This is a genomic window from uncultured Clostridium sp., from assembly GCF_947039605.1.
Taxonomy (GTDB): domain Bacteria; phylum Bacillota; class Clostridia; order Clostridiales; family Clostridiaceae; genus Sarcina.
In genome coordinates this window covers 1-12419 of sequence record NZ_CAMQZG010000001.1, presented here as the reverse complement: position 1 = coordinate 12419, position 12419 = coordinate 1, and the positions used below count along the sequence as shown (strand labels likewise).

The following is a 12419-nucleotide window of genomic DNA, read 5'->3' as shown; positions in this document are numbered from 1 at the left end:
GGATAGAACTACTCTTTTTAGCAGTCCTATCCCTTTTTGGGGTTACGCTTCTACTTCAAGTGAAAAGTAGAATATAACACCTTTCTCAGTATTCTTTGAACCAAATGAACTATGGTGTAGTTCTAATATGTTTTTAGCAATTGAAAGTCCAAGACCTGTACTACCACCATCTCTATTTCTAGAGTTATCCACGCGATAGAATTGTGTCCAAATTTTTTGATGAGTGGTTTCATCAAGGAATGTACCTGTATTTTCAATATAGAAGAATATTTGATTTTTTCTTCTTCTGATACTTATATTAATTGATTCATTATTTGGGCTATATTTTATAGCATTAGTTACAAAGTTAGTTATAACTTGTTCTATTTTAAATGAATCACCAACTGCATAAAAATTATCAGTAGGAGATATATCAAGATTTAGAGTAAATCCTTTTTCTTCTAGACCTGCTGTATGCTTAGAAATAATTGTTTGAGTAAGTTCTTTTAGTGAGAAGTTACTTATAACAAGTTCAGTTTTTCCAGATTCAAGTTTTGTAAGATTAAGCATATCTAAAACAAGTTTATTCATTTTATTAGCTTCATCTATGATGACATCAAGATAAACATCACGAGAGTCATCATCTACAACCCCATCTTTTAGACCTTCAGCATATCCAGAAATTATCCCGATAGGGGTTTTAAGTTCATGTGATACACCTGCTATAAAGTCTTTTCTAAACTTTTCAACTTTACGTTCACGCTCTATTTCTTTTTCAAGTGATTTATTTTTGACTTGCAAATCATCAAGGGCACTTGAAAGATTAGAGGATAAAAAGTTAAGTGTACTAGCAAGATTTCCAATTTCATCATTTCTTTTAATTTCACATTTTTCGGTAAAATCCATATTACTCATTTTTTTTGCAGTTTGGTTTAATTTAAGTAGTGGCTTAGATATAAGGTTTGAAAAAACATAAGCTAGTAGTAAACAAATAAAAATAAGTGCAAAGAAAATTGTTTTATAAAAATCATTCATTATTACACTTGCTTCTTGAATTGGTCTAAGTGGTGATATGGCTATTAGCACAGAATCATTTTGATGATAGAGTGAGAATGGTGCCATTGAAACGATATGTTTATCACTAGAGTCACCAGATACAAGTGTTGTTATTATTTTATTTGATTCTAAAAGTTGATTAGTATATCTTTTATCATAATATAATTTATTAAATATACTATTTAAAGTGCCCTCTAGGCTGGGATTGCTTTTTTCACCTACGATATATCTAAGTTTTCCATCAGTAGAGTAAATAGCTATTTTAGCAGTATTTTCTACATCGAATAGTGCCATAGCTGAATTAAGTTCTGATGGGTTTGTAGCAGCTTTATATTGATACATTGTTCTAAATTTTAAAAGTGAGTTTTGTAAATCCTCACTTTTTTTGTCTGTATAATACATTTGAAAGAAAAAACTCTGAAAAATCATAAACCCTATAACAAGCGATGCAATAAGGGTAAAGATAATCAGAATTAATTTTTTTGAAATACTATTTTTCATTATAAATTTTTCTGCAAAATTAGATTTCATCTTTAATTTCTTTAGATTCTTTAACTTCAAATTTATATCCACTTCCTCTTACTGTTGTGATGTATGAAGATTTATGTAATAACTTTTCACGAAGTCGTTTTATATTTGTGTCAACAGTTCTTATGTCACCAAAGTAATCATAGCCCCAAACATTATCAAGTATCTTATCTCTAGAGAGTGCGATACCTTTATTAGATGTTAAATAAAGGAGTAAATCGTATTCTTTTGGAGATAATGATAGTTCATTGCCATCTAGTGTTACCTCATGTGATAACTTATTTATTTTAAGTCCATCAAAATTTGATAAGTTTTTGTTTATAGTATCTGATGCAGTTCTTTTTAGTAGTGCCTTTACTTTAGCTACTAAAACTTTTGGACTAAATGGTTTTGTAACATAGTCATCAGCACCTAAATCATAGCCATGAAGTTTATCTTCTTCTTCTTCTCTTGCTGTAAGTAGTATTATTGGTATGTTTGAGACAGAACGAATAGTTTTACAAACTTCAAAGCCATTAACCTTTGGCATCATTATATCTAGGATAACTAAGTCTATATTGTTTTCTGAAAAACACTTTAAAGCCTCTTCACCATCACTAGCTTCAATGATGGCAAAACCATCTTTTCTAAAATAATCTCTTAGAAGAATTCTAATTCTAAGTTCATCTTCAACTATTAGTATATTTTTGTTCATTTAAAAAATCACCCCAAAATTATATTGCGTTTATCCTATCTAATATTATACAATGAAAATTAGAATATAGTAAGAAATATAGTAAATAGAGAAAATAAAATGGAGAAAATATGGAGAATTTAATGGATAAATGGAATTTTGACAATAAAATATACACACTAGATAATGGATTAAAGGTAATTACAATAAAGAGAAACACTAATATTGCGGCTATTAATATAGGGTTTAATATAGGTTCACTTTATGAAAATGAAACTGAAAAAGGAATTTCACATTTCTTAGAACATATGATGTTTAAAGGAACAAAGACTAGAAATAACGAGAAATTAAATAATGAACTTGAATTTTTAGGTGGAGATTATAATGCTTATACAGATAATCTTGCAACAGTTTATAGTGCTAGTTGCCTTAGTGAGGAGATTAAAAATGCAACTGAACTTTTAGCTGATATGGTTATGAATTCTAAGTTTGATAAAAGAGAAATTAAAAGAGAAAAAGGTGTTGTTCTTGCTGAAATAAGAAGTAGTAAGGATAGTGTGGAAGATTTAAGTTTTAGAAGACTTAATGAATTTGCATTTACAAACTCAGCGCTTCAGTATGATGTGTTAGGGACAGAAAAAGCTGTAGAAAGTTTTACTAAAGAGCAGTTATTAGAGTATTACAAAAAATATTATACTCCTGATAATGCAACATTTGTAATAGTAAGTTCACTTGGACATGATGAGAGTTTTGAGTTTATAAATAATACTTTTAAAAACTGGGAAGGTAAATGTGCAAAGAAAATAGAACTTGTAAGTGAAAAAAATAATGCTGGTATATTTACAAGTTATAAAAAACAAATAGAACAGAATACTATAACTTATTTATATTCACTAGATGAAATGGTAGATGAAGATGAGATGCCATTAAAAATACTAAATCATAAATTTGGAGAAAGTTCTAACTCAATTTTATTTAGAGAACTTAGAGAAAAAAGAGGACTTGCTTATGATGTTTATACATGTATTGATTTAAGTAAAAATATAAGACTTATGAATATTTTTATAGCTGTTGGTGAAGAATCACTAGATGAAAGTTTAGAAGCGATTGAAGATGTCATAGAAGATGTTAGGAATGAAGTTCTAAAGATTGATGATGATATGCTTGGTCTTATGAAAAAAATTCATAAAACAGCAGTTTTATCAACATTAGAAGATTCAGCGGAACTTTGTAGTTATGTTATAAATCAAAGTTTAGAAAATCTTAAAATTGATGATTTTAGGGTTGATATGGAAAAACTTGAAAAGCTTAAAAAAGATGATATAACAAGAGTTGCTAATAAATATCTTAAAGATCCTACAATTCACATTTTAAAATCAGAGGAATAAATTTATGAGTAAAATAACAGATATTGAAGTACAAAAGAGAAATAAAGAAAGAGTCAATGTGTATGTAGATGGAGAATTTACATTTGCATGTGATGCAGAGTTTGTATATAAAGAAAAACTAAAAGCAGGAATGCAAATTGACCTTGCTAAAATAAAAGAGATAGTTATAGGAGATGAGTTTAAAAAGTGCAAAAGTACAGCTCTTAGAATTATAGAGAGAAGTTATAAGTCAGAAAAGGAAGTATACAATAAGCTAATTGAAAAAGGCTATGAAGAGGAAGTAGCAACTTCTTCTTTAGAATTTTTAAAAGAATATGGTTATATAGATGATAAAAATTATGCGGGTATGTATATAAGAGATAGGCTTAAAACAGAGGGTAAGAATAAAATCAAATATTCTCTTATAAGAAAAGGGATTGATGACTCAATTATAAAAGAGGCACTCTTAGAGAATAGTGATGAAGAAATTGAAATGGACATAGCAATAAAGCTTGCAAAAAGAAGATATGATACTTTGAAAAAAAGTGAATCAGATAAATATAAGTTATCCCAAAAACTTTATAGGTTTCTAGTTGGTAAAGGATATGGATTTGATTTAGTTTCAAGGGTTGTAAAGAAAGTAACAAATGATGAATTTGAGGAGGAATATTATGAGAGCTAGTTATTTAGATATACTACTAGTAATTATATTTTTGATAACTCTTATAGGTGCTAGTGTTAAAAAGTTTAGTAAACAAGCTTTACTTTCAGATTTTTTATTTGGAGTAAGGGTTATACTAGCCTACATAGGAGCAGTCATTACGTATTATATTATACAAAGTAGTTCTATTGTAGATAAGGGTATATCAATTCTTATATCATATATAAATATTGATATGCTATCGCCATCTTTTACAGCATATATACTGACAGTAGCTGTTTATGGAATATCAACTTATATCATATATTTAATTTTAAATATATTTTTAGGGATATTTAAAAAGACTATTTTAGTAAAAAACTTAAATAACTTAGAGCATAAGAAGTTTATGAAGAATGGTAAGCGAGCAGGGCTTTCAGGTATATTATTTAATATACCAACAGGAATAGCTTATTGTCTTATAGCTGCTAGTATATTTACGCTTTTAATTGTTAGAGGAATTATGCCAATAAAGGGTGAATCAACATTTATTGCAAAAGTAATAGAAAATGCAAAAAGTGTTCAGGTAAGTAGTGAGGCAAATCCATTCCATGATTATGAGTTTGCAAAACCAGAGGCAAATGTGAGTGAAGAAACTATTATTTATTATAATGGTGTAACATTAGATGAGGCAATAAAAAGTGATACTGCAATAAAAACTAAAGCAATTGAACTTACTAAATCAGATAGTACTGATTTAGAGAAAGCAAGAACATTGTACAACTGGGTTGGAAATAATATTCAGTATGATGATGCAAAGGCAGAGGAGATTACAAGAGATAAAGGTAAAGGCGTTACTTCAGGAGCGATAGAAGCATTTAATACAAGACAAGGAGTTTGTTTTGACTATGCTAGTTTATATGCAGCTATGGCGATTGATGTAGGTCTTAGAGTTAGGATTATATCTGGTGAGGGATATACAGGCTCATCATGGGGACCGCATGCTTGGAATGAGGTATATATACCAAGTGAGAAGAAGTGGATTCCAGTAGATACTACTTTTGCAAGTACAGGAGATTATTTTGCAACAACAGATTTTGCTAGTACACATAGAGATGATAAAGTTATTGGTGCATGGTAGTTAAATAAAAAATAAAGACTATATATAGATTTAAATTCTATATATAGTCTTTTTTATGGTCTAGTTTTATTAAGTTTTTTACCTATAAGTTTGATTGCCTTCTCACAATCTTTATCGTTATGATCAAGAGCCCATGCAAGATTGAAAAATCTTAAAGCTTTTTGATTATCTTTTTTCATTGAATAGCAATATGCTAGATTAAAGAAATATTTAGATTCTTTACAGTAACTAAGAGCTGCTGTTATCATTTTGATTGCTTCATCAAAATTTTTTAATTTTATATAACAAACACCAGCATTATAATACGAATGTGCTTCATATTGGTTACTTTCAATAGCTTTGTTATAAAAGTCTAAAGCAACTGAATAGTCTTGAGTGTTGTAAAATTCGTTAGCCTTTGAAAAATAATTCATTTTAAACCTCCTGTATAAATGATTAACAATTATATTATTGACCTGTTTTTTAGAAAATATACTCACACTATAAAATAATATGTTAAGCAAGGGATTTTATTCCTTTTTAATTTTTAGTTCAAAATTTATTGACATTTTAGTTTCTAAAATAGTATCATAGAATATATAATTAAATATTTATAAAACATTGAGAAAGAGGAGTAAGGATAGGAAGAATATTTAGAGAGAGAAACCCGCCGGCTGAAAGGTTTTTTATATTTGATATCTTGAAGGTAGCTTTTTAGTTTCTTTGGTGAACGTAAGTAGTCAAAGACGGCAATTCTGTCGTTAATTTAGAGTGCTTTGCTAGTGATAGCAAGGAAAAAAGGTGGTACCGCGAACTTTCGTCCTTTTATGGATGAGGGTATTTTTTTTACTTTTTTATGGGTATTTAGAAAAATTATGAATAAAATAGATTAGATAATAGCAGGAAGAGGAGGATTTTTTATGGATAATATAGATAAGCAAAATATATCAACTACATACGATCCAAAAGAATTTGAACAAAGACTTTATGATACATGGATGGAGAAAAAATATTTTACACCAAAGGCAGATAAAACTAAAAAGCCTTATACAATAATCATGCCACCACCAAATATTACAGGAAGACTTCACTTAGGTCATGCACTTGATAATACACTTCAAGATATGCTTATAAGATTTAAGAGAATGCAAGGATTTGAAACTTTATGGCTTCCAGGAGAGGACCATGCTAGTATAGCGACTGAAGTTAAAGTTGAGAATGAACTTATAAAGCAAGGTCTTTATAAAAAAGAAATGGGAAGAGAAGCTTTCCTTGAAAAAGTTTGGGAGTGGGCTGAAGAGTATAAAGCTACTATCAGAGGACAAGTTCAAAAACTTGGATGTTCTGCAGACTATACAAGAGAAACTTTTACAATGGATGAAAATGTAAGTAAGGCTGTTAGAGAAGTATTTGTAAGACTTTATAAGAAAGATCTTATATACCAAGGAAATAGAATAACTAACTGGTGTCCAAAGTGTCAAACAGCTTTATCAGATGCTGAAATAGAGCATGAAGAGCAAGAAGGGAGTTTCTGGCATATCAAATATCCAGTAGTTGGATCAGATGAATTCTTAGAAATAGCTACAACAAGACCTGAAACTTTACTTGGAGATACAGCAGTTGCTGTAAACCCAGAAGATTCAAGATATAAGCACCTTGTTGGAAAAATGCTTAAATTACCTTTAACAGATAAAGAAATTCCAGTAGTTGCAGATGATTATGTTGATGCAGAGTTTGGTACAGGGGCTGTTAAAATAACTCCAGCTCACGACCCTAATGACTTTGCAGTAGGTCAAAGACACAATCTTCCAATAATCAGAATTATGGATGATGCTGGTGTTATAAATGAACTTGGTGGAAAATATCAAGGTCTTGAAAGATATGAAGCTAGAAAGGCTATGGTTGCTGATTTAGATGCATTAGGTCTTTTAGTTAAAGTTAAGCCTCATACTCACAATGTTGGGACACATGATAGATGTGGAGTTGTAGTTGAGCCAATTATATCAAAGCAATGGTATGTAAAAATGGAGACACTTGCACAGCCAGCTATAAAAGCAGTTAGAGAAAAAGAAACTAAGTTTGTACCAGAAAGATTTGAAAAGACATACTTCAACTGGATGGAAAATATCCAAGATTGGTGTATTTCAAGACAATTATGGTGGGGACACAGAATTCCAGTATGGTATTGTAAAGATTGTAATGGAATAACTGTTGCAACAGAAACTCCAAAATGCTGCGATCATTGTAAGTCAGAAAAATTAGAGCAAGAAAGTGATGTACTTGATACATGGTTCAGTTCAGCTTTATGGCCTTTCTCAACACTTGGATGGCCTGATAAGACAGAAGATTTAGATTTCTTCTATCCAACAGCTACACTTGTTACAGGATATGATATTATATTCTTCTGGGTTGCTAGAATGATATTCTCAGGACTTGAGTGTACAGGTAAAGCACCATTTGATACAGTATTAATTCACGGTATTATAAGAGATGAAAATGGTAAGAAAATGAGTAAATCTCTTGGTAATGGAGTTGACCCACTTGAAGTTATAGAAGAGTATGGTGCTGATGCATTAAGATTCATGCTTGTTACAGGAAATGCCCCAGGAAATGATATAAGATATATTCCAGGGAAAGTTGAAGCGGCAAGAAACTTTGCTAACAAAATGTGGAATGCTTCAAGATTTGTTATGATGAACCTTGATAGAGATTTAATGGATAAATATAAAGATAATAAAGATTATAGCTTAGCTGATAAATGGATATTATCAAGAATGAATAGTGTAGTTAAAGAAGTTACAGAAAATATGGAAAAATATGAGCTTGGAATAGCACTTCAAAAAGTTCATGATTTCTTATGGACAGAGTTCTGTGATTATTATATAGAACTTGTTAAACCAGTTTTATATAGCGATAACGAAGCTGATAAGGGAAGAGTATTTAATGTTCTTTATACTGTTTTAAATGCAGGGCTTAAATTATTACACCCAGTAATGCCATTTATAACAGAAGAAATATACACTCACCTTAGCACAGAGTCAGAGTCAATCACAATATCAGAATGGCCTGTATGTGATGATGCTATGTTAGATGCTAAGGCTGAAAAAGATATGGAATTTGTAATGGAAGCTATTAAGTCACTTAGAAACTTAAGAGCTGGTATGAATGTACCACCATCAAGAAAGGCTAAGTTATATGCTTATGCTTCACAAGAGGCTAAGGATGCTTTCACAAATGGAGCAGCTTACCTTGAGAAACTTGCTTCTGCATCAGAAGTTGAATTCCTTGATAACAAAGAAAACTTAGATAAAAATTTAGTTTCAGTAGTTGTTAAAGGTGGAGAGTTATTCTTACCGCTTCTTGATTTAGTTGATAAAGACGCAGAGCTTGAAAGACTTGGAAATGAGAAGAAGAAATTAGAAGGTGAAATCACAAGAGTTGAGAAGAAACTTTCTAATGAAAGATTTGTAAGCAAAGCACCAGAGGCGGTAGTTGCAGAAGAAAAAGCTAAAGGTGATAAATATAAAGAAATGCTTTTAGCAGTTCTTGAAAGAATAGAAGCTTTAAATTAATTTATAGGAGGGGTAAATCATGAAGTATGATGAGGCTATGGAGTATATAGCAAGCACTTCACGATTTGGTATGAATTTTGGTCTAGAAAGAGTAGAGACTATGCTCTCGCTTCTAGGCAATCCCGAGAAAAATTTAAAATGTATTCATATTGCTGGTACGAATGGAAAAGGTTCAACAACAGCTATGATAACTTCTATCCTAAAAGAGGAGGGGTATACTATTGGAATGTATACCTCTCCTTATTTAGAAGAATTTGAAGAAAGAATACAAATAAATGGGGTCAATATACCAAAAGAGAAGTTAGCAAAACTTGTAACAGAAATAAAAGAAGCAATTGATGAAGTTGTAAAAAGAGGATTTGATAATCCAACACAGTTTGAAATTATAACAGCACTTATGTTTTTATATTTTTCAAGAGAAAAAACAGATTTTGTAGTATTAGAGGTAGGTCTTGGTGGAAGACTTGATGCTACAAATGTTATAAATCCTTTAATCAGTGTAATTGCATCGATAAGTCATGACCATATGAATATTCTTGGAAATACAATTACTGAAATTGCAGGAGAAAAGTGTGGGATAATCAAAAATTCACCTGTAATATCATATCCACAAGTGGAAGATGCAATGAAAGTTGTAGAAGATACTTGTAAGTTGAAAAAAGTAGAACTTACTAAGGCAAGTTTAGATTCTATAAAAAGTGTCAAAGCTAATAAAGAGAGCAATACACAACTTATAGAATTTAATCTAAATAATAGGGATATAATAGTAGAACATGGTCTTTTAGGGGAGCACCAAGTTAAAAACACTCTTGTTGCTTTAAATGTTATAGATAAGTTTTCCAAAATTATAAAACCTATAAAAGATGATACTATAAAAGCTGGTATTTCAAAAACAAAGTGGATTGGAAGAATGGAAGTTATGAGAAATGAGCCATTAGTAGTTATTGATGGTGCTCATAATCTTGATGGAATTAGAAGTTTGAAAAATTCAGTAAAGACATATTTTAATTATAAAAATATAGTTTTAGTACTTGGAATACTTGGTGATAAAGAAGTAGAAAAAATGGTATCAGATATATCATCAATATCAAAAACTGTAATACTTACAGAGCCTCATAATGATAGGGCAAAGAATATTGATGAAATGGGTGAGTGCCTAGAAAACTTAGATAAACCATATGAAAAAATACTTGATTATAAAGACGCATATAAAAGGGCTTTAGAAATAGCAAATAATGATGATTTAATACTTATTTGTGGTTCACTTTATATGATTGGTGATATGAGAAAAGTAATAAGAAACTCTTAAAATAAAATAATTTAAAATATCGTAATATAGTTTTAATTATATTATGATATTATTTTTATATATTTGATTTATGATATTTTATAAGGAGATTTATTATGGGAAATGATTTAAATTTTTATAGTCTAGGTGAAGAAATTGCTAATGCAATAACACATGGAGTTGGCCTTTTACTTGCTATAGCAGGTACTGTAGTTCTTATAGTGATGGCATCACTAACAGGGGATCCTTATAAAATAACTAGTGTTAGTATATATGGTGCTACACTTATTTTACTTTATTTAGGATCAACTTTATATCATAGCATACCAGGGCAGAAAGCTAAAAAAGTATTTAGAATTATAGACCACTCATCTATATTTTTGCTTATAGCAGGGTCATATACACCAATTACTTTAGTTGTTTTAAGAGATGGACTTGGCTGGTATATGCTTGGTGGAGTTTGGGCAATTGCTATACTTGGAGTTGTTTTTAAAGCTGTTTGTATGGAGAAATTCTCAAAAGCTTCTACAATTCTTTATATTCTAATGGGATGGCTTATTGTAGTTGATGTTAAGGGCATTGTAAGTGGAGTAGATAGCACAACGCTTATATTACTTGTTTTAGGTGGAGTTGCATATACTTCAGGATGTTTCTTCTTTGCAAAAGATCAGTGGCGATTTAATCATTCAATATGGCATATATTTGTTATGGCAGGAAGTATTTTTCAATATTTTGCTATACTAAAAATAATATAATAATTGATATTTAAAGAGGGAGGTAGTAATTACCTCTCTTTTTTGAGAGTTATTTATTGTTTTTCAATAAAAAAATGTTGAAAAAATATAAAAGAGGTGGTATTATAAGAAAAGATTAATTAGATAGACTTTGGAGGAAAGAGAGTTATGGAGTTAATAGGTATTGTATTTATAATGGTACTTTTTGTAGCAATAATATTTGCTTTAATTGCACCAATATTTTGGATAATTACATTTATAAATACACTTAAAGTTGATAAAGATAAAAGTCGGAAAAAAAATGAAATAGAAGCCAAAAAAATAAAAAATGAAAATAATATTTTAAAACAGAGGTTTGTATTTGTAGTATTGACTGTTTTAGGGAGTTTAACTTTGTTTATATTTAATAGTTATTCTACAAGTGCAGGGGTGCAGCAAACATTTTATCAAAATGATTTGAATATTTTCACCTCATATAAAATAATGTCAGAAACATCATCATATATATATGCATTTATATTTGTTCTAGGATTAGCATGTGCTGGGATACTATCATTTTACAGTGAAGATTTAGCACCTATTCCATATGTACTAGCAAATATAATGCTTATGATAAATATTATTTTAGGAGTAGTTGTTATTACTCAATTAATTGGAGCGAGTAGTAATAACTTAGGAGTATTTTTATTTCCAGCATATGAACTTATAGGACTTTTTTTTATGTATTTTACAGTTATGGCGAGTGGGATGAAAAGAAAAAAAGAAGAGTTAGAAGAAGAGAATAAACAGTATAAAAATGTAATTTTTAATAAAATATATATACTATTTATTAAAATTCATACAAAACCTTTATTTATATTTATTTTAGCATTCCCTGTAATGTTTGTAATTCAATTAATTTTAGTATTATTTGGACAATCACCAGATACTTTTATAAAAATGTTTTTAGATACAAGTAATTATACATATTCTATGGTTCCAGCACCAGATCCTATAATTATATATCAAGATTCGCATTATCTTTGTACAGTTTCTGCAAGGGGGCATAAAAATCTTGTAAAGCCACTTAGAAGTGGACTTAGAAGTAATAAAAGAATACTTGTTAATAGACAGCTTTTAGTTGCAAATGCGTTTGAAAATATCCTAGAAGAGTATACTCCTAAAACTCATAAATTTATTAGATATATTTATGATAAGTATGGATATCCTTTAAGTAAGAAGATAAATACTAAGTTTTCAGCAGATATAACATATATAGTAATGAAACCTTTAGAGTGGATGTTTTTAGTTGTTTTATATTGTATAGATAAAAATCCTGAGAATAGAATTAATATACAATATAGTGAACTTAGAGAGGGAAGAAAGTTAGAATACAAATAAGAAAAGACAGACTCATTATTGAGTCTGTCTCAGATTGTAGACAAAAGGTACATTTCTAAAATATAGAAATGTACCTTTTTCA

10 protein-coding genes and 1 other annotated feature are annotated in these 12419 nt (G+C 29.6%); of the genes, 7 read left to right on the top strand and 3 right to left on the bottom strand.

The genetic code is table 11. From position 1 onward, the window contains the following. Positions 1 to 42 precede the first annotated feature (42 nt). Positions 43 to 1596 carry a HAMP domain-containing sensor histidine kinase gene (locus tag Q0V24_RS00050; RefSeq protein WP_297517296.1) on the bottom strand — a complete coding sequence of 518 codons (1554 nt, stop codon included), beginning with the start codon at positions 1594 to 1596 and terminating at the stop codon, positions 43 to 45. Then, on the bottom strand, positions 1556 to 2257 hold the full coding sequence (locus Q0V24_RS00045) for a response regulator transcription factor (RefSeq protein WP_297517294.1): 702 nt from the start codon (positions 2255 to 2257) through the stop codon (positions 1556 to 1558). The genes Q0V24_RS00050 and Q0V24_RS00045 overlap by 41 nt, the downstream gene beginning before the upstream one ends. 122 nt (positions 2258 to 2379) lie before the next feature. Here Q0V24_RS00045 and Q0V24_RS00040 point away from each other — a divergent pair, with 122 nt between their 5' ends. The 3 genes from Q0V24_RS00040 to Q0V24_RS00030 are packed head-to-tail and all read left to right on the top strand — an operon-like array spanning position 2380 to position 5384. After that, on the top strand, positions 2380 to 3624 hold the full coding sequence (locus Q0V24_RS00040) for a pitrilysin family protein (protein ID WP_297517873.1): 1245 nt from the start codon (positions 2380 to 2382) through the stop codon (positions 3622 to 3624). A gap of 4 nt (positions 3625 to 3628) precedes the next feature. Beyond that, the gene (gene recX, locus Q0V24_RS00035; protein WP_297517292.1) at positions 3629 to 4285 is read left to right on the top strand and encodes a recombination regulator RecX; all 657 of its coding nucleotides are present in this window, start codon (positions 3629 to 3631) and stop codon (positions 4283 to 4285) included. Then, a complete protein-coding gene (locus Q0V24_RS00030; RefSeq protein WP_297517290.1) occupies positions 4275 to 5384 on the top strand; it encodes a transglutaminase family protein in 1110 nt (369 codons plus the stop codon). The genes recX and Q0V24_RS00030 overlap by 11 nt, the downstream gene beginning before the upstream one ends. Positions 5385 to 5437: 53 nt before the next feature. On the opposite strand, the gene Q0V24_RS00025 is transcribed toward Q0V24_RS00030, so the two are convergent. Next, a complete protein-coding gene (locus tag Q0V24_RS00025) occupies positions 5438 to 5797 on the bottom strand; it encodes a tetratricopeptide repeat protein (protein ID WP_297517288.1) in 360 nt (119 codons plus the stop codon). Positions 5798 to 5975: 178 nt separating this feature from the next. Next, positions 5976 to 6191 (top strand) — a binding site (T-box leader). Positions 6192 to 6292: 101 nt separating this feature from the next. Between Q0V24_RS00025 and Q0V24_RS00020 the strand changes: the two genes are divergently transcribed. The 4 genes from Q0V24_RS00020 to Q0V24_RS00005 all read left to right on the top strand — a co-directional run bounded on the left by Q0V24_RS00020 (position 6293) and on the right by Q0V24_RS00005 (position 12337). After that, the gene (locus Q0V24_RS00020) at positions 6293 to 8935 is read left to right on the top strand and encodes a valine--tRNA ligase (RefSeq protein ID WP_297517870.1); all 2643 of its coding nucleotides are present in this window, start codon (positions 6293 to 6295) and stop codon (positions 8933 to 8935) included. Between the two features lie 19 nt (positions 8936 to 8954). Further along, positions 8955 to 10244, top strand: coding sequence for a folylpolyglutamate synthase/dihydrofolate synthase family protein (locus tag Q0V24_RS00015; RefSeq protein ID WP_297517286.1), 1290 nt, complete (start codon positions 8955 to 8957; stop codon positions 10242 to 10244). A 95-nt stretch (positions 10245 to 10339) separates the two neighbouring features. Further along, positions 10340 to 10978, top strand: a complete 639-nt coding sequence (locus Q0V24_RS00010) for a hemolysin III family protein (RefSeq protein WP_297517284.1) — start codon at positions 10340 to 10342, stop codon at positions 10976 to 10978. A gap of 147 nt (positions 10979 to 11125) precedes the next feature. After that, entirely contained in the window at positions 11126 to 12337 is a 1212-nt protein-coding gene (locus Q0V24_RS00005; protein WP_297517283.1) for a DUF6688 family protein, read from the top strand. Positions 12338 to 12419 lie beyond the last annotated feature (82 nt).